Annotated in this window: 20 protein-coding genes; 5 read left to right on the top strand and 15 right to left on the bottom strand. The window is 56.0% G+C overall.

Annotation, left to right across the window (positions count from 1 at the left end; translation table 11 throughout):
- Positions 1–85: 85 nt before the first annotated feature.
- The 9 genes from B6S09_RS16275 to B6S09_RS16235 form a co-directional block, all read right to left on the bottom strand.
- A complete protein-coding gene (locus tag B6S09_RS16275) occupies positions 86–1,378 on the bottom strand; it encodes an NCS2 family permease (protein WP_094279550.1) in 1,293 nt (430 codons plus the stop codon).
- A 288-nt stretch (positions 1,379–1,666) separates the two neighbouring features.
- Positions 1,667–2,218: a HupE/UreJ family protein gene (locus tag B6S09_RS16270; RefSeq protein ID WP_094279549.1), complete on the bottom strand. Its 552-nt coding sequence runs from the start codon at positions 2,216–2,218 to the stop codon at positions 1,667–1,669.
- The gene (gene ureG, locus B6S09_RS16265; RefSeq protein WP_094279548.1) at positions 2,215–2,862 is read right to left on the bottom strand and encodes an urease accessory protein UreG; all 648 of its coding nucleotides are present in this window, start codon (positions 2,860–2,862) and stop codon (positions 2,215–2,217) included. The genes B6S09_RS16270 and ureG overlap by 4 nt, the downstream gene beginning before the upstream one ends.
- A 4-nt stretch (positions 2,863–2,866) precedes the next feature.
- Positions 2,867–3,529, bottom strand: coding sequence for an urease accessory protein UreF (locus B6S09_RS16260; RefSeq protein WP_094279547.1), 663 nt, complete (start codon positions 3,527–3,529; stop codon positions 2,867–2,869).
- Entirely contained in the window at positions 3,519–3,968 is a 450-nt protein-coding gene (gene ureE / locus B6S09_RS16255) for an urease accessory protein UreE (RefSeq protein WP_094279546.1), read from the bottom strand. The genes B6S09_RS16260 and ureE overlap by 11 nt, the downstream gene beginning before the upstream one ends.
- 126 nt (positions 3,969–4,094) lie before the next feature.
- A complete protein-coding gene (ureC, locus tag B6S09_RS16250) occupies positions 4,095–5,801 on the bottom strand; it encodes an urease subunit alpha (protein ID WP_094279545.1) in 1,707 nt (568 codons plus the stop codon).
- Positions 5,798–6,118 (bottom strand): urease subunit beta, encoded by a 321-nt coding sequence (locus tag B6S09_RS16245; RefSeq protein WP_094279544.1) that lies wholly within the window; start codon positions 6,116–6,118, stop codon positions 5,798–5,800. The genes ureC and B6S09_RS16245 overlap by 4 nt, the downstream gene beginning before the upstream one ends.
- Positions 6,119–6,127: 9 nt before the next feature.
- Positions 6,128–6,430, bottom strand: a complete 303-nt coding sequence (locus B6S09_RS16240; RefSeq protein WP_014292256.1) for an urease subunit gamma — start codon at positions 6,428–6,430, stop codon at positions 6,128–6,130.
- A 24-nt stretch (positions 6,431–6,454) separates the two neighbouring features.
- Positions 6,455–7,321, bottom strand: coding sequence for an urease accessory protein UreD (locus B6S09_RS16235; RefSeq protein WP_094279543.1), 867 nt, complete (start codon positions 7,319–7,321; stop codon positions 6,455–6,457).
- 359 nt (positions 7,322–7,680) lie between these two features.
- Between B6S09_RS16235 and B6S09_RS16230 the strand changes: the two genes are divergently transcribed.
- From B6S09_RS16230 to torD, 4 genes are read left to right on the top strand one after another with little or no spacing between them, the layout of a single operon-like run.
- On the top strand, positions 7,681–7,848 hold the full coding sequence (locus B6S09_RS16230) for a periplasmic nitrate reductase, NapE protein (protein ID WP_094279542.1): 168 nt from the start codon (positions 7,681–7,683) through the stop codon (positions 7,846–7,848).
- Between the two features lie 43 nt (positions 7,849–7,891).
- Positions 7,892–9,079: a pentaheme c-type cytochrome TorC gene (torC, locus tag B6S09_RS16225; protein ID WP_094279541.1), complete on the top strand. Its 1,188-nt coding sequence runs from the start codon at positions 7,892–7,894 to the stop codon at positions 9,077–9,079.
- Between the two features lie 13 nt (positions 9,080–9,092).
- Positions 9,093–11,561: a trimethylamine-N-oxide reductase TorA gene (torA, locus tag B6S09_RS16220; protein WP_094279540.1), complete on the top strand. Its 2,469-nt coding sequence runs from the start codon at positions 9,093–9,095 to the stop codon at positions 11,559–11,561.
- A gap of 11 nt (positions 11,562–11,572) precedes the next feature.
- Complete coding sequence (gene torD, locus B6S09_RS16215) at positions 11,573–12,238, top strand: molecular chaperone TorD (protein WP_243832891.1); 666 nt, start codon at positions 11,573–11,575, stop codon at positions 12,236–12,238.
- A gap of 107 nt (positions 12,239–12,345) precedes the next feature.
- Here torD and B6S09_RS16210 read toward each other — a convergent pair whose 3' ends face one another.
- The 6 genes from B6S09_RS16210 to B6S09_RS16185 all read right to left on the bottom strand — a co-directional run bounded on the left by B6S09_RS16210 (position 12,346) and on the right by B6S09_RS16185 (position 20,425).
- Positions 12,346–13,701 carry a cytosine permease gene (locus tag B6S09_RS16210; protein WP_094279538.1) on the bottom strand — a complete coding sequence of 452 codons (1,356 nt, stop codon included), beginning with the start codon at positions 13,699–13,701 and terminating at the stop codon, positions 12,346–12,348.
- Positions 13,702–14,262: 561 nt separating this feature from the next.
- A complete protein-coding gene (locus B6S09_RS16205; RefSeq protein WP_243832892.1) occupies positions 14,263–16,167 on the bottom strand; it encodes a putative bifunctional diguanylate cyclase/phosphodiesterase in 1,905 nt (634 codons plus the stop codon).
- 2 nt (positions 16,168–16,169) lie between these two features.
- Positions 16,170–16,697, bottom strand: coding sequence for a putative pterin-binding protein (locus B6S09_RS16200; RefSeq protein ID WP_094279537.1), 528 nt, complete (start codon positions 16,695–16,697; stop codon positions 16,170–16,172).
- Between the two features lie 305 nt (positions 16,698–17,002).
- A complete protein-coding gene (locus B6S09_RS16195; protein ID WP_094279536.1) occupies positions 17,003–18,952 on the bottom strand; it encodes a bifunctional metallophosphatase/5'-nucleotidase in 1,950 nt (649 codons plus the stop codon).
- A gap of 40 nt (positions 18,953–18,992) precedes the next feature.
- Positions 18,993–19,856, bottom strand: a complete 864-nt coding sequence (purU, locus tag B6S09_RS16190) for a formyltetrahydrofolate deformylase (protein WP_243832900.1) — start codon at positions 19,854–19,856, stop codon at positions 18,993–18,995.
- A gap of 98 nt (positions 19,857–19,954) precedes the next feature.
- On the bottom strand, positions 19,955–20,425 hold the full coding sequence (locus B6S09_RS16185; protein ID WP_094279534.1) for a GNAT family N-acetyltransferase: 471 nt from the start codon (positions 20,423–20,425) through the stop codon (positions 19,955–19,957).
- A gap of 185 nt (positions 20,426–20,610) precedes the next feature.
- On the opposite strand from B6S09_RS16185, the gene B6S09_RS16180 reads away from it, so the two are divergent.
- Positions 20,611–21,855 carry a lytic murein transglycosylase gene (locus tag B6S09_RS16180; protein WP_094279533.1) on the top strand — a complete coding sequence of 415 codons (1,245 nt, stop codon included), beginning with the start codon at positions 20,611–20,613 and terminating at the stop codon, positions 21,853–21,855.
- The last annotated feature ends 159 nt before the right edge of the window (positions 21,856–22,014 follow it).

Raw genomic sequence — 22,014 nt, 5'->3', positions numbered from 1 at the left:
TAACCTACAGCCAGAAAGATGGGGGTGCCGTACCGGATTTCAAGCCCCGGAACAGAAAAAGGGGCCGAATGCCGACCCCTTTTCATCAGATGCCCACGGCGAACTTAAGAGCAAACAGCACCGCCAGGGCCCAGACTACAGGGCTGACTTCACTGGCACGACCAGACAACACCTTGACGCCCACAAAACTGATAAAACCAAAAGCAATGCCGTGGGCAATGGAAAAGGTGAAAGGCATCATCACCAGTACCACCACAGCGGGCACGGCTTCTGTGATGTCATCCCAGTGCAACAGCGCCAGCTGAGCCATCATCAGCACCGCCACATATACCAGTGCACCGGCGGTCGCATAGGCAGGTACCATGCCCGCCAGCGGAGAAAACAACAGCGCGGCAATAAACATCAGGCCAGTCACCACCGCCGTCAGACCACTGCGACCGCCCACGGCCACGCCGGCGGCGCTTTCCACATAAGAAGTGGTGGTGGACGTGCCCAGAACAGAGCCGGCAATGGAAGCACTGCTGTCGGCCAGCAATGCACGGCTCAGGCGTGGCAGCCGGCCTTGTTCGTCCAGTAGTCTGGCACGCTGGGCCACAGCAATCAGAGTGCCGGAAGTATCAAACAGGTCTACAAACAGAAAGGCAAAAATAACCGACAACATACCCACATTAAAGGCACCGGCAATATCGAGTTGCATCAAGGTAGGCATAATAGAAGGCGGTGCCGAAACAATGCCTTGATATTCCACGTCACCAAAAGCCAGCCCCAGGCCGGTGATCGCCAGAATACCGATCATCACGGCACCACGCATGCCCCGGGCAGCCATGCCGATAATCAGGAAAAAACCGAGCACCGCCAGCCCTGCCTGCAGACCGGTAATATCCCCCAGGCCAACCAGCGTGGCAGGATGATCCACAATAATACCGGCACTTTTCAAGCCTACCAGCGCCAGAAACAGGCCTATGCCGGCGGCAATGCCCAGTTTGAGCGGCGCAGGGATCGCGTTGATGATCCACTCCCGCACCTTGAACAGACTGAGCAACACAAACAAACAGCCGGAGAAAAACACCGCACCCAGCGCACTTTGCCAGCTGTAGCCCTCGGTCAGCACGACCGTATACGTGAAAAAGGCATTCAGCCCCATGCCGGGTGCCAGGGCAATGGGATAATTGGCCGCCAGCCCCATGATAAAACAACCAAACGCCGCCGCCAGACAAGTGGCCACAAACACGGCACCATAATCCATGCCCGCTTCCGACAGAATGGCCGGATTCACGAAAATGATATAAGCCATGGTCAGGAAAGTAGTCACACCCGCCACCACTTCCTGACGTACATTGGTGTTGAGTTCTTTGAGCCGGAAATATTGTTCAAGCATGAGGAAACAACTCTAAAGGGGGGGAAGCCAAAATTATCGGTTCAATTGGCTCTTTTGGCAACGCAGGCAAGATTTACCGGCATGAAAAGCAAAGCGTGGAGAGGCGCGCTACGGCATGATACCTATGTGCCCTTCGAGCGCTTATTATTCATTTTTCATACTCATGTTTCGTCAGCGAAAGTTAGGCATAGATAAAATGAACAGGAAGCAGAAAGCCATGCCTGAATGCAGGCAGCAGTAGAAAATTGGAATTCATGGTATTTCCTCGCTGCCTGATTAAAAGCAATGTCAGATCGCTGCCAGCAGACCAACACCCGCTACAGCAAAACCAAATACTCGCAACAGAACATCGTGCCAATGGCGGGCGGCAAGCCAGCCAACTCCATGTAACAGGCCGCTAGTTAGCACAAAGCCACTGATAAACGACACCACCGAGCCGGATGCTGGGGCTTCCAGACCATGAGCATTGCCATGAAACAATCCAAACAAGGCACATAGCAGTACCAAACCGTTGCCCGTATTAACCATACTTGCAGCAAGCAGGCCACCCAACACCACCATGGAAGCCAGTATCACCGGCTCTACCACCGGCAGAGCCAGGCCAGCTATGCCCAGCGCAGCCCCCGCTACCATGGCCACCACAAAGGCCAGCGGCAGTCGCCAGCCCGCCTGACTTTTGCCAGCCATGGCCAGCATGCCCACGGCCATCATGGCCAACAGATGATCCCACCCCGTCACGGGGTGCAGCAGGCCGGCGGTAAGACTGGCCTCACCATGGCCGGGGTGAGCAAAGGCGGCGACCGGAGCTAAGGCGGCCAGGGCGGTCAGGGTCTTGTTCATGCGGTTTCTCCGGTAGTGACAACATCGTCGGGCAGCGCACGCAGCATGCCTTCCTTTTCAATAAAACGAATGATCTCGAGCAGGCCGTCGCCCCGCATCAGGTTGGTAAACACGAAAGGCCGATCGCCGCGCATGCGTTTGGCATCACGGTCCATCACCTCCAGCGACGCGTTTACCATAGGTGCCAGATCGGTCTTGTTGATAATCAACAAGTCCGACTTGGTAATACCGGGGCCACCCTTGCGGGGGATCTTGTCGCCGGCACAAACATCAATCACATACAGGGTCAAATCCGACAACTCGGGGCTGAAGGTGGCGGACAGGTTATCGCCACCGCTTTCCACCAGCACCAGCTCGAGGCCGGGGTGGCGCTGTTGCAGGGTGTCAATGGCTGCCAGGTTCATGGAGGCGTCTTCGCGAATGGCGGTATGTGGGCAGCCACCGGTTTCCACACCCAAAATACGGTCTTCTTCCAGGGCCTGATGGCGCAGCAGGAACTCGGCGTCTTCCTTGGTGTAAATGTCATTAGTGACCACCGCCAGATCATAGTGCTGGCGCAGGGCCGCACACAGCTGGCGCAGCAGCGCCGTCTTGCCGGAGCCCACCGGGCCCCCTACTCCAACTCGCAAACATTGTGTCGTCATATTGTTAACTCCGGAACAAACGGGAATATTGGGTTTCATGCAGGGCACTGGCCTGCACCTGACCGGGCAGCCCCAGCCCCAGCTGGTCGTCATCAAGGCTGGTGGCCAGGGCCAGTGCTCGAATTAACTCCGGCTTTAGCGCCAGCAGCAGCCGCTGGATCGAGGTCTGCCCCAGTGGCAGGGTCTTGGCGGCCACCGCCAGCTGGTTTTCCAGCCAGCTCCAGGCAAAGCCGAGGGCAGCGGTGTAAGCACTCAGCCCCCAGCTTTGCGCCGCCAGGGCCCACACGCTCATCAGTGCCGGCGGCTCAGGCAGTCCGTTCACCTCAATTCCTTGCCCTTTCAGCAATCGCACCAGGGCCAAGGCCTGCTGTTCGTCTTCAAACAACAGCTCCCGGGTTTCACGGCTGGCACGTATAAAGTCACTCCAATAGGCCACCACCTCGTTCTGACCGGCCTTTTGTGCGTCGTACAGCCGCAGCAATACCGGTAGATCGAGATAGGCCAGCCCCTGCAGCATGGTGAGCAGCCAGTGTTTGAGCTGGGCGTCATTCTTGACCCAGCCCAGCTCAATGGCCGACTCGAGCCCGGCGGACCAGGCAAAGCCACCAATGGGCAACGAGGGGCTGGCGAGCTGCAACAGACCCAGCAGTTCGTTGTCAGTGGTCATGATGATGACCGCCCAGGCCGTGGTAGGCTCCGGACTCGGGATTGAACGGGGCGCTTTCACGCTCAAGGCGCAGCCCCAGATGTTCGGCCAGATGCTCCAGCACATGATCCGGCGCAAAGCGCAGCCAGCGTTCGCCAATTTCCAGCGTGACGTGGCGGTTGCCCAAGTGATAGCAGGCCCGGGCAAAGCCGGGCCAGTCAGGCGCATGGGCGGTGATCACCGGCTCCACTCCGACGCGCACCTCAAACACCCGGCCGCATTCACTGACCAGCCTGTCGCCGTTCATCAACACCTTGCCCCGCTCCAGAAACAGGCCGAGCTCCACGCCACCGTCGCTGACGGCTCGCAGCCGGCCCTTCTGCCGTAACTCAAAGGTCAGGGTCAGGGTGTCCTGAGCCGGTTCATCGGTCTGGCCCAGATTTTGGGTGATTCTCAACATCAGTTTCCTCCGGATTTGAATCTTACTTTTCGCGCATCCGTTGCCTCCGGCCCTGGATTCCCGCCTTCGCGGGAATGACGTTCCTTTGCAGAAATGACGCGATAGCCAAAAACAACATCAGTCCTCTTAAAACAGGGAATACAGCTGGGCCAGGGGCAATACCGTGGCCGGCTCGCAGGTCAGCAGCTCGCCGTCACACAACACCTCGTAGGTTTGCGCATCCACCTCGATTTTGGGCGTGGCGCTGTTGTGGATCATGCTGGCCTTGGTGATGTCGCGGGTATGCTCGCAGGCCACCAGCCGGCGTTTAAGGCCGAGCTTGCCGGGCAGGTCATGGGCCAGCGCCGCCTTGCTGACAAAGGTCAGGCTGCCGGCGGCGGCCGCATTCCCCAGGGCACCGTACATGGGCCGGTAATGCACCGGCTGGGGTGTGGGAATGGAGCCGTTCACATCACCCATGGGGGCATAGGCAATGGCGCCGCCCTTGATGATCAAGGCCGGTTTGATGCCGAAAAACGCCGGGCTCCACAGCACCAAATCCGCCAGTTTGCCGGTTTCTACCGAGCCCACCTCATGGGCCACGCCATGGGCAATGGCCGGGTTGATGGTGTATTTGGCGATATAGCGCTTGACCCGAAAGTTGTCGGCACCGGCAATGGGCTCTTCCGGCAAAGGGCCGCGTTGCACCTTCATTTTGTGCGCCGTTTGCCAGGTACGACAGACCACCTCGCCCACCCGGCCCATGGCTTGGCTGTCGGAAGACATCATCGAAATCACCCCCAGATCCTGCAGAATATCTTCAGCGGCAATGGTTTCCTTACGGATGCGCGAATCGGCAAAAGCCACGTCTTCGGGAATGGCCGGATCCAGGTGGTGACACACCATCAGCATGTCTAAGTGTTCGTCCACCGTGTTAATGGTGTAGGGACGGGTCGGGTTGGTGGACGACGGCAGCACATTGAGCAGGCCGCAGGCGGTAAGAATATCGGGCGCATGACCACCGCCGGCCCCTTCGGTATGAAAGGTGTGAATGGTGCGCCCCTTGAAGGCACCCAGCGTATCTTCCACAAAGCCCGACTCGTTGAGGGTGTCTGAATGAATGGCGATCTGTACGTCATACTCTTCCGCCACCGACAGGCAACAGTCGATGGCCGCCGGCGTGGCGCCCCAGTCTTCGTGGATCTTGAGCCCCATGGCGCCCGCTTCCAGCTGCTCGCGCAGCGCCTCGGGCTGGCTGGCGCAACCCTTGCCGAGAAAACCAAAGTTCATCGGCAGGCCGTCAGTCGCCTGCAGCATGCGGCCAATGTGCCACTCCCCCGGGGTGCAGGTGGTGGCCTTGGAGCCGGTCGCCGGCCCGGTGCCGCCGCCGATCATGGTGGTCATGCCCGAGCACAGGGCTTCTTCGGTCTGCTGGGGACAGATGTAGTGAATGTGGGTATCCACACCACCGGCAGTCAGAATATGGCCCTCGCCGGCAATCACCTCGGTGCCCGGCCCCACGTTGATGGTAATGCCATCCTGTATGTCCGGGTTGCCGGCCTTGCCGATGGCATGAATGCGGCCGTCCTTCAGGGCCACATCGGCCTTGATAATGCCCCAATGGTCCACAATCAGGACATTGGTGATCACGGTATCCACGCTGTCGGCGCGCACCGCCTGGCTCTGGCCCATGCCGTCGCGGATCACCTTGCCGCCGCCGAACTTGACCTCTTCCCCGTACAGGGTGAGATCCTGCTCCACTTCTATCCACAGCTCGGTGTCGGCCAGGCGCACCCTGTCGCCAGTGGTGGGGCCAAACATGTCGGCATAGGCCTCGCGGCTGATCCTGCTCATTGCTGCTCTCCTTCAAGCGGGCCCATCACATCGCCGCGACATCCATACACATGGCCCCGGCCCCCCATGGCCACCAGGGTGACGGTGCGATGCTGGCCGGGCTCAAAGCGCACCGCGGTGCCGGCAGAAATGTCGAGACGAAAGCCGCGGGCCCGGACTCGGTCAAACACCAGCGCCGGATTCACCTCGGCAAAGTGATAATGAGAACCCACCTGAATGGGTCGGTCACCGGTGTTGGCCACGGTAATGGGTCGCCGCTCGCGACCGACGTTCAATTCAATGTCGCCGGCGGCCAGTTGCAGTTCTCCGGGGATCATGGCTGCTCCTTACTGAATGGGATCATGCAGGGTCACCAGCTTGGTGCCGTCGGGAAAGGTGGCTTCAACCTGCACCTCCCGCACCAATGCGGGCACCCCGTCCATCACCTGCTCCCGAGTCAGCCAGGTACGGCCTTCTCCCATCAGCTCGGCCACGGTGCGCCCGTCCCGAGCCCCTTCCATCACCGCCGCCGACAGGTAGGCCACCGTCTCGGGGTAGTTGAGCCGCAGGCCCCGGGCCAGCCGGCGCTCGGCCAGCAGGGCGGCGGTAAACAGCAGCAGCTTGTCTTTTTCTCTTGGACTGAGCTCCATCTTGAATACTCCACTTACAAAAATTCAGGTAAACCAGATTCGGGGAAAGCAGGCCGGACGCCTCAGCACCACTGGTCGGATCAATTCCCAGGCCTGCCACATGCCGGCGCGGCAAACCGTCATGTCGTTGCCGAGAAAGCGAACCAGCAGCACCCCCAGCCGCTCGGTAACCGCAAAACCATCGGGCAGCGCCTGCCGCAGCCTGGTTATCAGCTCATCATCAAGCCCGGGCCCCGCCGCCACCAGGGTGCCAAACACACAATGGCCGTTAAGACCCGCCCGCCCCAGGTGCGCCTCGTCGCCGGCGTTCAGTTGCAGGCGCTCGTTCAACAGCAAACGGCCGTCTCGCCACAGTTGCAGTCGCTGACTCAGGCTGCCGGCATCAAACCAGTGTTCACCGGCGGGGCGACCCAGACATACCAGCTCCCAGCCAATAAAACGGGCCTGCGGCGCCAGCTCGATATGCAGGTCAAGCCCGGCGTTGGCGCCCCGGTAAATGATGGTTTCCTGCGGCAGCCATTCCAGCTCGGCGTGTTGGTCCAGCCGCAGCGTCACCCGTTGGCCCTGGGCCACACCGGCGCTGTCCTGACGGTACACCTTGCCTGCAGAGGGAGTGGTCAGCAGGCTCTGGCTATGGGGCTCTGCCTTAACCGCTATGTACAGACGATCTCCCGATACCAGGCCACCAGGCGGGTGCAGCAGGTAAAGATGGCAGGGTTTTCCTTCAGGATAAAACGGCCGCTGAATACGCAGCGGACCGCTGAAAGCCATATGCTTTACTTGCGTATGGCGAGGGCCACAGAACAGCTCCAGTTTGAGGTTCGCCGGCCAGTTGCGTTCCACACCATAGCCGGCAGCAGGAAAAGGCAAGGCTTCATAGCACTGATACATAAGCTGGCTCGCGCCGTTATAAGTAACAGAGCTAACTGCATTAATCGGGCCAAAAATAAAAAGTCATTTAAAACAATAAATTAAAAGTTTCAGGTGAAGTTTCGACCAACCAAGACCAGTTTCAGTCAGACCCTCTTCACCAAATCGGCACAGCATCCCGGGCAGAGGCACCAGTCTGGTGCAATATATTTAAAAAATAGTGGCACTCGCTGTTATTCCAAAAGACGCACGCTGATGTGGCATACCACCTTGATTGGGATCAAATGACATATAAAAACAGCACCTATACTCAGGTTGGCCTCTGCCAAAGTACTGCGGCTCGCCAATGAGTCCCTGTAAAAACAATCAAGGTACCCACCATGAAAAACACACCCACCGACGGTACACACACCAAAGGACGGGAATGGTTATCACTGCTGTTCATTACGCTGGTGTTCTTTCCCGTACTCAGCATTGTTTGTGTTGGCGGTTACGGCTTTGCGGTATGGATGCTGCAGCTGATTTTCGGTCCTCCCGGTCACGGTTAACCCGCCACCTGTTAATAACGATTAGAGTAAAGCGAGCAGAACCATGAAAAACCTTATTTGCAAACTCTGGAATACGCTCAGGCGGCCTGCCGTTCATCTTAGCCTGGGCGCTGTGACCCTGGTGAGCTTTGTGGCCGGTATCATTTTCTGGGGTGGCTTCAATACCGCTTTGGAAGCCACCAACACCGAGCAGTTTTGTATCAGCTGCCACGAAATGCAAAATAACGTCTATCAGGAACTACAAGGGACCGTGCACTGGTCCAACCGCTCAGGCGTACGAGCCACCTGCCCCGACTGTCATGTGCCCCACGACTGGACCGACAAGATTGCCCGCAAGATGCAGGCAAGCAAAGAAGTCTGGGGCAAAGTGTTCGGCACTATCGACACCCGGGAAAAATTTCTGGAGAAACGGCTGGAGCTGGCTCAGCACGAATGGGCACGGTTTTCCGCTAACGGCTCGCTGGAATGCCGTAACTGTCATGATTACAACAGCATGAACTGGGAGGTAATGTCCGACAAGGCCAAACGCTTTATGAAACCCGCCGCCGAGCGCAATCAGAGTTGTATTGACTGCCACAAAGGCATTGCTCACCAGTTGCCCGAACAAATGGTCTTTAAGGACCCGGCACTGGATCAGCTGGAACAGCGCGCTCAGAGCCTGAGCCCGGATGAAGGCTCAAGTTATTACACCGTCAAGGCCATCACCCTTTATCTGGACGAGGAACGAACCCAGCCAGCTGGCGAACTGGAAGCGGCCAGCCCGGTGACGTTGCTGGAGCAAAACGGCAACAGCGTGAAACTGCTGGTCCCCGCCTGGCGCAAGACCCGGGGCTTTGGCCGGGTACTTTATGAAGACTTTGGCATGAACATCACCAGCCTGGTACTGGAAAAGGAGATCGCCCAGGATAACGCTCTGGTCAAGGTGCAGGATGAAGCAAAAGTGGATGAACTGACCGGCCTGCCCTGGGAACCGGTAGAGATCGCACTGTGGGCTGAACAAGGTGCACTGTTGCCGGAAGCGGAAGACATCTGGAGCTACGCCCGGGATACCTACCGTACGGCCTGTAGTGTCTGTCATGCCCAACCCGCCGAGGCACATTTTGATGCCAATACCTGGCCTGGCATGTTTGCGGGCATGGTGGGCTTTACCAATATGGATGCCGATACCCAGGCTCTGGTACTGAAATATCTGCAGAAACATTCGTCCGATTACGCCGATGGCGCGCATTAAGGGGAGAACAGCAATGGCAATTTCAAGAAGACGTTTTCTTCAGGGAATGGCGGCAGGCTCAGCTGCGGCTTTGATCGGACCCGGCCTACTGATTCGCACCGCTGGAGCCGCCGTCACCGCAGAAGGCAGCTGGAAAATGGCCGGCTCTCACTGGGGTGCGTTCAAGGCACTGATAAAGGGCGGCGTAGTAACTGAGGTCAAACCCTTTGAGTTGGATCAGCATCCCACCGATATGTTAAATGGTATCAGAGGACTGATTTACAACCCCTCACGCATTCGTTACCCCATGGTGCGCCTTGACTGGCTGAAGAACCGCCACAAGAGTGATACCAGCCAGCGTGGCGACAACCGCTTTGTCCGGATCACCTGGGACGAGGCTCTGGATTTGTTTTATGAAGAGCTGGAGCGCATTCAGACTCAGTATGGCCCCTGGGCACTGTACGCCGGCGCTACCGGCTGGCGCCAGACCGGCCAGTTCCACAGTTGCGGCAGTCATATGCAACGGGGAATTAACCTGCACGGTAATTTTGTCAACAAGGTTGGCGACTATTCTACCGGTGCCGGTCAGGTGATCATGCCCTATGTACTGGGGTCTACTGAAGTGTACGATCAGGGCACCTCGTGGCCACTCATTCTGGAGAACACCAAAACACTTATTCTGTGGGCCAATGACCCCTTCAAGAACCTGCAGGTAGGCTGGAACTGCGAAACCCATCAGTCTTACGGCTACCTGGCACAGCTGAAAGAAAAGGTCGCCAGCGGTAACATCAGGGTTATCTGTGTGGATCCGGTGCGTTCCAAGACCCAGCAATATCTGAACTGCGAGCACCGGTATATTCATCCGCAGACCGACGTGGCTTTTATCCTGGGACTGGCCCATACCCTCTACACCGAAAAGCTGCACGACGAACAATTCCTCGGAACCTATACCCTGGGCTTTGAACCTTTCCGGGACTACTTGCTGGGTAAAACCGAAGACATGGTCGAGAAGACACCGGAATGGGCCGCTTCCATCTGCGGCATAGAAGCAGGTGCCATTCGTGACTTTGCCCGCCTGCTGGCCTCGGGCCGTACACAATTGATGTTTGGCTGGGCCATTCAACGTCAGCAACACGGTGAACAGCCTTACTGGGCTGGCGCTGCCTTGGCCGCCATGCTGGGCCAGATTGGTCTGCCCGGCGGCGGTATCAGCTATGCCCATCACTACAGCTCCATCGGTGTGCCGGGCACCAGTGCCAGCGCTCCCGGGGGCTTTCCCCGTAACCTGGATCCGGGTAAAACACCGGTGCACGACAACAACGACTTTAACGGTGCCAGCCGTATCATTCCGGTGGCCCGCTGGATTGACTGCCTGTTGGAGCCCGGCGGCAAGATCCAGTATAACGGCGGTGAAGTCACCTACCCCGACATAAAAATGTGTGTGTTCAGCGGCTGTAATCCCTGGCACCACCACCAGGATCACAACCGCATGAAGCAGGCATTCCGTAAACTCGAGACCGTGGTGACCATCGATTACTCCTGGAATGCAACCTGCCGCTTCTCGGATCTGGTCCTGCCCGCCTGCACCCAGTTTGAACGTAACGATATCGACATTTACGGCTCTTACGTAAAACGCGGCCTGCTGGCGATGCACAAACTGGTAGATCCGCTGTTCCACTCTCGCAGCGACTTCGACATTTTCACCGACCTGTGCCGCCGCTATGGTCGTCATGAGGAATACACTCAAGGGAAAGACGAGCGCCAGTGGCTCGAGCAACTCTATAACGAATGCCGAGAGGCCAACAAAGACAACTACCCGATGCCGGAATTCGATGAATTCTGGAAAACCGGCTACGTCGACTTTGGCGAGGGTAAAAACTGGGTACGCCATGCTGATTTCAGAGAAGATCCTGAGGTGAACGCCGTGGGCACCCCCTCTGGATTTATCGAAATAAGCAGCCGGAAAATTGGCAGCTACGGCTATGACGACTGCAAATCTCACCCCATGTGGATGGAGAAGGCAGAGCGTTCTCACGGCGGTCCGGGATCAGACAAACACCCACTATGGCTGCAGTCAGTGCATCCTGATCAGCGTCTGCACTCTCAGATGTGTGAGTCGGACGAATATCGCGCCACCTACGCAGTGCAGGGACGGGAGCCCATTTATATCAGCCCGGCGGACGCTGCTGCCCGCGGCATTGCCGACGGCGACCTGGTGCGTGTATTTAACGACAGGGGACAATTGCTGGCTGGTGCACGTATCTCGGAGCTCTATCCCAGTGGTGTAGTGCGTATTCATGAAGGAGCCTGGTATGGCCCTGTTGATGCCAGCATCGGAGCACTGGATACGTATGGTGATCCCAATACCCTGACAATGGATGTGGGCACCTCAAAACTGGCCCAGGCTCCCAGTGCCAATACCTGCCTGGTAGAGATAGAAAAATTTACCGGCGTAGTGCCGGCAGTCTCTTCCTTTGGCGGACCAGAATTAGTGGAGATTTAATGACACAATCGATGAAGACAGACACTGCCCTGCCCATTTTCTCACACGAGTACTGGCAGCGACAGGCCGTGTTGTGCCAATGGTTTGCCAACCTGCTCATCAAAGAGCTGGACGAACCCGCCCTTACAGCTTACCGGGCCGGCGACGCCGCACCTCTGCTTGGCTGGTTGAGTGAAGATGGCCTTGGCCAAGAGGCAGAAGCATTGCAGTCTGCCATTGCCGGATTCACCCTGCTTGAGCACCCCCGGCTAGAGCTCGCGGCGGACTTCGCCACGCTATTTCTGAGTGATGCCCGCCACAGCGCCGCCCCCTATGCATCATGCTACTTGGGTGAACGAGGCAGTTTTATGAAAGAACCAGCGCAACGCATGGCTGAGCGCCTGCGTAATGCCGGTGTCATCCTGCCCGCCGATGTTAACGAGCCTGCTGATCATCTGGCTGTCATGCTGGATTATCTGGCCGGCGCTTATCGCCAGCTGAGCGAACAGCCTCTTACAGCTCAAAGTGAGCCCTTGACGGGTATCAGTCAGTTTCTGCAGGAAGAACTATGCAGCTGGCTGCCAGCCTTCAGTCAGCGCTGTCTGCAAACTCCCGTGGTCAGCCCCTTTTACCCCACTCTTACTCAACTGATTAACAACTTTTGCCGGCAACGTCTGCAGGAAGCCAACAGAGACTGAAGCAAGCCACCTTTAACAGCATGGACCAAAAAGGATCATGCTATCCCATCATAAAAAAGACCCCGCACAGCGGGGTCAAAAGCACACGATTAACAACGGTGAAATAATCAGGACTCTGTGGCTGACGTTGGTTCTGCGGCAGGTGTTGCAATGGGTTTCATCAGCAGGGTGTAGCCCACCACACTGATTACCAGGCCCACAAAGAACGCCATGTCCATGAATACCAGGCTGCATACAAAGGACACGCCGTATACCAGGAAGGCGCGCAGGTTATAGTTGTTCTGGTATACAAAGGGCCCCTTGGGATCATAGAAGTCTTCCACCCGGATGCGACCACGGCGCAAAAGATAGAAATCGGCCAGCATGATGCCTGCAACCGGCCCCAGCAGACCGGAGGTGATCACGCTGAACCACAGCAGATTGTCGGCAAACAGCCAGGGCATCATCAGCAGACCAATAATGCCGGAGATGGACACCCCTTGGGCGAAGGTCATGCGCGGGAACACGTTCATCAGGATCAGCGCCGACGGCATCAGGTTGGCCACAGTGTTGGTAGACCACTGGGCAAAGGCGATGGTCAGCATGCTCAGGATCAGCACGATGGGTGAACTCATGGAGTTCAGCACAATTTCAATCGGATCCCAGGTACCGGTGAGAATACCGCCAATCATGCCCACCATCAAAATGCCGGAGCCAATGATGATCAGGCCGCTCAACTGGGCAATAAACGGTTTGCGGTTACGCACGAAGAAGTTCTTACTGCTGTGATCCCGGGAGGTTTCCAGCTTGCGGGTCAGATCCGGACTGTTCAGGCCCATGGTGATCCAGATACCGGCAATGGCCATCACCGCAAACCAGAAAGAGCCGTTGTCCAGAGAAGGGGCCGCCAGCACATCGCTGATAGTGGCGTTGTTGGTTTGCAGCAGCCAGAAGGTCACCAGGCCGATCAGAATGGTCAGCGCCGGAATGGCCACCCAGTCAAACTTGGCCATGGCTTTCATACCGTAAATGGCATTAACCACCTGCAGCACCCCGAAGATCAGGATAAGAATGGTGGTATTGGAGTAGCCGACCCACATTTCCAGCACCTTGCCGATGGCAACAGCCGCCACCCAGGTCTGGAAACCGAACCAGAAGCAAGCTGGAATGGCACGGAAGGCGGCCGGTATCTTGGCACCCTTGTAGCCGAAGCAGCCCCGGATGTAGACGGTAAAGGGAATGCCATAACGAATACCGATATCACCGGCCATGATCAGAATGGTGGTAACGATGGCATACGCCACCAGGATAGCGCCGATAATGGTCCAGGGGGACAGGCCCGGATACAACTGGGCCCCCATGGTAAAGGCCCCCATATTGATAGTCATGCCCGCCCAGAGCATGGTGAAATCCCAGATATTGATATCCCTGTCCTTCTCGGTGGACGGCATCAGCTCCGGGTTGTTCATTTCATGTACAGCCATTGGACACTCCCTGTTAACTGCTTAATAAAGGATGTTACAAACCATGAATTAATTTGTAATTAATCATGAAAACCAAGATACACAAAGTAACACCAAAATCGTTAACAACATTAGCAATTAAATGATCACAAAACAAAAGTGTGACATAGGTCACGCCAAGAGTTTATGGATAAAAAACACTCAGCAAAGGCTGAAAAAAGGATAATGCATACTCAAATGACAGGAAAAATCAGCATTTCAATAGGTTAAACACCAAAATTGTTAACGGTAAACCGAAAATTAAATAGTAATAATCGTTAACAAATATGCAGAGTCACTGACTTTATACTACTCACCGCCCCTAACTTAGCCGGACTACAGCATGCCTGTAGCCAGAAAGAAGGAAAAATGGCCTGACGGCTGAGTGCCAGAAGATGCTGGAAGCATCCCTGCAGGAAACGGCTTACGGGAAGGAAGTGTTTATGCCGGAGGGTGTTACCCGAAAGAAAGTAAACGATGGGAAGAGACGCGCCTTTTGGCTTACATCAGGTACATTAACCTGACCAGTCTCGGAAGAATAGTCTAACCGGTGGGCGCGGAGTGCCGTACCTGCCAGTTTTTGGTTAGCCAGTCTGCAACCTGACAGGAAAGAATAGGCCTGGCCAGCAAGTATCCCTGACCATGAGCACAGCCCAGTTGCTGCAGCCGGTCTCTTTGTTCAGGCAATTCGATCCCTTCAGCCGTTACCGCCATGTCGAGGCTGTCTGCCAGACGAATAATGGCATCCACCAGATCGGCCGCACGTTGATCCGTCGTCAGATCCGAGACAAAAGATTTGTCAATTTTCAGTTTATTAACCGGTAACTGGCGCAGATGGCTGAATGATGAATAACCGGTACCAAAGTCATCCAGCGCAATTTCCACTCCCAGCTGGCGCAAAGCATGCAGATTATCCACCGAGCTTGCGGTATCCCACAAACTGGTGTCTTCCGTGATCTCCAGTACCAATGAAGAAGGCGGCAGCCCAACACGCTGTAAAATCGCTTTTACTGTACTAGCCAGCTCTCCGCTCATAAAGATTTCCGGGCTGATATTGATGTTTATTTTGAGGAATTCATACCCTTGCCGGTGCCAGCCACGTAGTTGCTGACACGCGGACGATAATACCCACTGATTGAGTAAATGCGCCAGTCCATGGTGTTCGGCCACGGCAATAATTTCCAGCGGACTGATCTGTCCATGTTCCTGAGAATTCCAGCGCAGTAAGGCCTCAAAAGATTCAATACTGCCATCTTTAAGACAGAAAATCGGCTGATATGCCAGATCTAATTCATCGTTTTCAATGGCTAGCTGTAAGGCCACAGCCAGCTTCTGACTGCGCAGCCGTCGTTCATCCATGCCTGATTCAAATAACTGCACCGATAGCCTGGGGTTATGCTTGGCATAATACATGGCAGTATCAGCATGGCTTAACAGTTCGGCCATGGTGGTGCCATGCTCAGGATACAGACTGGTGCCAATGCAGGCCCGGGGAGACAGGCAGCCATCAGGCAGCCTGATTTCTCCCGACAGCGCCTGCAATATACGCTCTGGAGAGCGCCGGGCATCTTCGCGCCTGAGGTAAGGTTGAATGACCACAAACTCGTCCCCTCCCAGGCGGGCCACATGGCCCTGACCATTGAGGGCAACTCGCAACCGGGAAGCCACAACTTTGAGCACCCTGTCACCCACATCATGCCCCAGGCTGTCGTTAATTGCCTTGAAGCCGTTAAGGTCCACCATATGTATGGCCAGCATGGTGCCACGGCGCTCAGCCTGGGTCAGCGAACGCGCCATCATCTGGTAGAAATTCATGCGATTGGGCAGGCCGGTGAGCATATCATGGTACGCCATATAGCGATTATGCCGGTTTTCCCGGATCACCAGCCAAAGCATCAGCATGCCGCTGAGCAAGAGCCCTCCCAGATAAATGGTGGAGCGCAGACGAATATCACCAATAATGTCGAGCTGCTGCCAGACACTGTTGCCGGCAAAATTTTCTACATTGATCTCACGCACACGTTGCAGGTAGGGGCTCAACTCTTGCTGTAGTGCCAGCACCTCTGCCCTGCTGTCCGAATCAAGCTGATAGATACGGTCTTCCCAGCGTGCCAGTTGCTCAAGAAACTGCTGTAACATTAGCGAGACTCCGGGCTGTTCACGCACCGGTCGACTTTCATCCCCGGAGAGCAGGATCTCCAGGCGGCTCCACAGCAATTCAAAACGCAGCTGCACATAGTGTGCATCCTGAGTTCCTGCCAGCAACGCAGTCAGTGCGTGATCAAACTTGAGCACTTCGCTTTCCAGCTCCGAGCTGGACCAGCCCACCGTTTTAATGGTGGCCGATACATAGCGCACCACATCCAGGTCACGGTTATAGCTGTACAGCGAGCTGGCACTGAACAACAAAGCGGCAATGGTGAGCACCACCATTTTAATGGTGTTCACCGTCACCGAATATCCAGTGTTTTAAGTTGCCACGCCAGTAACTCATGATAACGTTTGGTGTCGTAACTTTTATTATCGGACAGTGGCAGCATCAGCCAGATTGGTCCTTTATCCCGAATTTTCATGGTTTCTCCATCCATACGGGTGGCCAGCAGCAAGGGATGCTGACTGGCAACCTCAATATCGATATCAACATGATAGTCGTTCAGCGCGACAACCCGGACCGTTTTTCCTTCTGCTCCCACATATTTCAGCAATTCACTGAGCAATACGCCGCTGAACAGATGCTTTCGCTCGGTCCAGGGGGTATCCGTGCTAAAAGACTGCTGAGGCAGCTTATCCAGCATACTGAGATCGAACAGCGCCTTCTCATCACTGTTGGTACGATGGATTTCTCCGGTGACGGTCAGCACAACAGGATGTTGCGGAGAAAGCAGAGGCTCTGCTGCACTGGCCGGAAACACAGCAACACCTGCCAGCATCAGCCAAGGCATAATGCCGCCCAAAAAATAAGCCAACTTAGCGCGCATAACGGAATCCTTTCACAAAAGCAGACTCAAAAGAGTATAGAGCAGCAAAACTGCCGGCACCCGTTTGAGTGTTGCAAAAATTAAAGAAGGACCAAAAACAAGTTGATAATAAATATTTAAAATGAACTGTAATGGCCCCAACTATGTGACAACTCTTGTCTCACCCTGCACTGGACGATACCAGCGGTACCATCCTGAGTAACCGTTAGTCCATTCCTGTCCCCAGGTCCACTTTTCACCAAAGAAATAGCCTGACACAACAAAAGCTGACTTTGCGGCAGATGAGCGTTAGATCAACATGGCGATTATTGCAGCCGGTTAAGGGTCACGCCGGTGTCATTCAGTGGACTCAGTAGCGGACGCTGGTCCCGGACATATTCCACAAAGGCGCTGGCATCAGTGTTGCATTTCACTCCCCGAGTCCGGCAATTCAGCGGTTGATTAATATAATGCACCTGAATAGCACCACCACCGGTTTTATCCAGACGCGCTACCGGGAACGCCGTTAACTTGCCATCCACCCAGGCCAGATCAATCCGGTCAGTCAGCACCTGCTGGGTCTTAAACAGAGTATTCCAGCCATCGTTGCCTGACGCGCTGTAACCGTTCATCACCACAGTATAGCTGGCATTGGCATCCACCTTTTCCCAGCCATCAGCCTTGCGTACTTCCAGCGAGCGCAGAAAACCGGCCCCTTTACGAGTTTCATCAAATTCAAAACGAAGCCCGGCGGCGTACGGGAAACGGCCAGTATGCGCCCCCTCCGGTAACGAGGCGTTGATGGTTTCGAGCAGCAAAGCGGCAATCTGACGACCGGTCAGCGATACCATACTCAGAGGATTGGCAAACGGCAGCAGCTCAAGAGAGACATGGCCTTCCTTCAGCTCCCCCGGCTCAACAGCAGCACGCACCGAACCCGCATTCACCAGGGCAATGTCTGCCTTGCGGCCGGTCACCGCCTGCACCGCGGGCGTGTTAACCCAATAAAGCTGGCTGGCTGCCACCAGGGGGGCGACGTCCGACTGAGCGCCATCACGCCCGGGCAGACGACGATGGCCGAGGGCGGCGGGCACATGACCAATCACCTTGCCGTATGCGGCATTCAGCACGGGGCGATACTGTTCGTCAATATGCCGGCGCAGCGCCTCATCTTCCTTGATCACCGTAATACGTTCGTCGCTGGCAATCAGCTCATTCAGCCCCTGCTGCTGTGCCTCACTGACCCTGTGTTGTTCACCACGGCGAATATCACGATAAAAAACGCCGTCGGTCAGCAGGGTATTACCTCCTTCACAACGGCTCACCCGACCGTCAGGCGTAAAGGTGACCGTGACCTTACCTATGGCCTGGGCATATTGACCAGCCTGCACCACACAGGTTTTGGCCCGGCCGTCAGGATTGCTAAACAGCTGTGCATAAGCCGGCTGCTTGCCCATCCCCAGATCAGAAAAGTCTCCCAGCAGGCTGTGCGAATGTCCGCCCACAATGACATCAATCCCGTTCACACCTGCCGCCAGACGCTGATCCCGCTCCAGCCCCAGATGGGTAACTGCCACTATATGTTGAACGCCCTGTGCACGCAGTGTATCTACGGTGCGCTGGGCTGCGGCCACTTCCTGCTCAAACCTGAGTCTGCCGGTCTCGGCAACCATCTCGGGCATGTCCTCCAGCACCAGGCCGATTACCGCAACCACCGCATCACCGCCGGCGTCTTCCATGCTCTCCAGGCGTTCCTTATTGTGACCATCAAAGGCATACAACACATAAGGATAAAGGTTCTCCGCCCCTTTCAGGGCCGGTTCGCGGCGGGTATCCAGGTTGGCAGCGACCAGCGGAAAATTCACACTCTGAATAAACGTCGCCAGGTGCTGTTGGCCAAGATCAAATTCATGGTTACCAAGTACCATGGCATCAAGCCCCAGCCGGCTGAGAATATCTGCATTCATGGCGCCTTGGTTCAGTTTAAAATAACCAGTGCCCTGCCAAGCATCTCCGCCGTGTACAAACAATAACGGCTGCTTGTTCTGCCGGGCCTGCTCACGCAGTACATTGGCCTGGGACAGCAGCCGCGGATGCCCGCCCAGACGGGTGTAAAGCTGATGGCCATCCAGCATAAGCGGAGCATCACTGGCATCAAAGTGTGAATGGGTATCGTTAATATGCGCCAGCGTCAGGGTAAAAGGCATATCCGGCTGCTGACTGGCGCAGCCGGATACCGCCAGCGCCAGCGCGCCGGTCAGCAATGGTTTATTCATTCGCAATTATGCTCCGTTAACGTTATTGTTCCGGGTGTGCTCAGCTGGTAAACACCACGGTTTTTCCGTTGTGCAGAAACACCCGTTGTTCAATATGGTATTGCACCGCACGAGACAGGGTAATGCACTCAATGTCTTTGCCCTTGGCGATCAACTGCTCTGGATAGTGGCTGTGATCCACCACCTCCACCCCCTGAGTGATGATGGGGCCTTCATCCAGATCATTGTTAATGTAATGCGCGGTTGCTCCCACCAGTTTCACCCCCTTGTCATAGGCCTGGTGATACGAGTTGGCCCCCTTGAAGCCGGGTAGCAAGGAGTGATGAATATTGATGGCCCGACCGTTAAGCTCCGCACTCAGGGCAGGACTCAGCATTTGCATGTAGCGGGCCAGGACGACCAGATCAGCATCACACTCTTTAATGATGCCAAGCACCTGGGCTTCCTGCTGCTCACGGTTATCATCATCGACCGGCAGATGATAATAAGGAATATGATGCCAATCGGCCAGCCGCTGCAAATCAGGGTGATTGGAGATAATGGCCGGAATTTCCATCGCCAGCTGACCGGTACGGTAGCGGTACAGCAGATCGTTAAGGCAGTGATCCAGGCGCGAGACCATCACCACCACATTAGGCCGGTAATGACTGGCGGTCAGTTGCCACTGCATATTGAAACCGTCGGCCCGGGGGGCAAAGCCGTTACCAAAGGCTGCCTCATCAAAAGGCTGGCCGGCCGGCGGACGGAATTCGGCACGAATGAAAAAGTGGCGACTCAGCACATCATCAAAGGTCTGCATCTCTACCACATAACAACCCTGCTCTCGCAGATAACGGGTTACTACATCAACGGTGCCCAGATTCCCCGGACAATGAGCGGTGAGATAGTAGGTGTCTTTTGGCATGGCCACGGATGTTCTCCCGGTTGCTGAATAACATGTCGCCTGGCGGCGGCGTTATTGTGCGGTAAAGCCGGGCGATACGCCAGCAGAGGAAAGACGCGTCAGACCAGCTTTTTTTCCATAATAAAACGGGTAAAGGTCTGCCCGGCCTTACACACTTCCTGCTGTTCGGTCAGCACAAAGCCCCGCTGCTCAAACATGGGCCGCGACAATACACTGGCATCAGTGCCAAGACAGGCCACACCTCGCCGGCGGGCTTCCTGTTCTATTTCTTCACACAAACGGCCGGCCAGGCCCCTTCCCGAGTGCTGTTCCAGCACATACACCAGGGCCAGATAGTGATCGGGATTCAAGGTGGCAAAGGCCACCGGAATATGATGCAACGTCATCACCCGGGTATAACCACTGCGGATCAGACGGCTGAAATTATCCCGGTAAAGGTAAGGAAACGCAGCCCATACCTGTACTTGTTCGTCGCTGTAGCCTCGACGCCCCTGCCCCATCACTGCATCGTGATAGATCAGCTCCAGGCTGCTGAAATCGGTTTCCTGGTAGTCTCTGCTTAAGTACATGACAACTCCGAATACAAACCCATCACCCTAATTTGCGTTTGCAAGGCTGCCCCTGCTGTCGCCGTTATCATAACAAAGCCACATCGGAGGATCTGCGCCTCCGGCCGGATTTACGTTATTCTATCTGCTTTCAATTATTTATCGATTCGATAAGCTGTTGCCTATCAGTCACACGGGAAAATATCATGCTCAAAACCTCACTCGCAGCCAGCCTGCTCACCGCCGCTCTGGTTGGCGGCTGTGCCAGTCATGCCAGCCCCTCGCAGCAGGCTGCTCCCGCCGCCGCACCGGCAAAACCCTCTCAGGCCGAACAACACAACTTTATTGCCTGGCGCGACGACTTCCGCCGCCGGGCCCTGGCCAACGGCATTCGTGCCGAGGTGTTTGATACCGCGTTTAACAATATCGACCTGAATCAGCAGGTAATAAAACTGGATCGGGGTCAGGCAGAATTTACCCGCCAAATCTGGGAATACCTGGACACCGCCGTGTCCGCCACCCGGGTCAGCACCGGCCAGAGCAAGCATAAAGCACTGGCGGACACCCTGGCGCAAATTGAGCAACGCTATGGTGTGGAAGCAGAGGTAGTGTTATCCATCTGGGGAATGGAAACCAACTATGGCAGCTACCGCGGCAAGACACCCACCATTGAAGGCCTGGCAACCCTCGCCTTTGAAGGTCGCCGCCGTGCTTTTGCCGAAACCCAGCTGATGGCGGCGCTGCAGATTCTGCAGGACGGTGATGTCAGCGTAAACGACATGCGTGGCTCCTGGGCCGGTGCCATGGGGCATACCCAGTTTATGCCTACCAGTTACCTGGAATATGCTCAGGATTTTAACGGTGATGGCAAACGCAATATCTGGAGCGAGGATCCTGCCGATGCGCTGGCCTCGGCGGCCAATTACCTGTCCCGCTTTGGCTGGCAGGCAGGCATGCCCTGGGGGCTGGAAGTGACACTGCCGGACACGTTTGATTACACCCAGGCAGATCAAAAAAACCGTCAGCCAGTAGCCTACTGGCAGCAGCGTGGCATTACCCAGGTCAACGGCCAGGCCCTGCCCGATATTGGCAAGGCTGCCGTGCTGGTTCCGGCAGGAGCCAATGGCCCGGCATTTGTCGTGTTTAACAACTTTTATGTGATCAAGCGTTATAACAATGCAACCTCCTATGCCATGGGGGTAGGACACCTTGCCGACCGAATTGCCGGTGGTGCCGAATTCAGTCGGCCCTGGCCCCGCCACGAGCGCGCCCTCAGCCGTACTGAAAAACGGGAACTGCAACAGCGCCTCACCCAACAAGGGTTTAATACCAAGGGCGCGGACGGGGTAATTGGTCCCAATACCATGACCGCCATCCGGGCCTGGCAGCAGGCCAAGGGGCTGACCGCCGATGGCTACGCCAGTGCCAGCCTGCTGGAACGCTTGCGATAACCCCAACCGGCAGAGCCTGATGCCAGGTCCAGCTTGACAAGCGGTCAAAGATTCTGCAAAAACCGGTCTTGACCGCTATTTTTCATAAGCCATAACCAAACGGATTAACAGCACAGTGAATGGTGCTGTTACCATTTTCTCTTTCCCTCTATTTTCTGA

Source organism: Oceanimonas baumannii, from assembly GCF_002245495.1.
In the GTDB taxonomy this organism is placed as follows: Bacteria; Pseudomonadota; Gammaproteobacteria; order Enterobacterales; family Aeromonadaceae; genus Oceanimonas; species Oceanimonas baumannii.
This window is presented reverse-complemented; position numbering and strand designations above follow the sequence as displayed.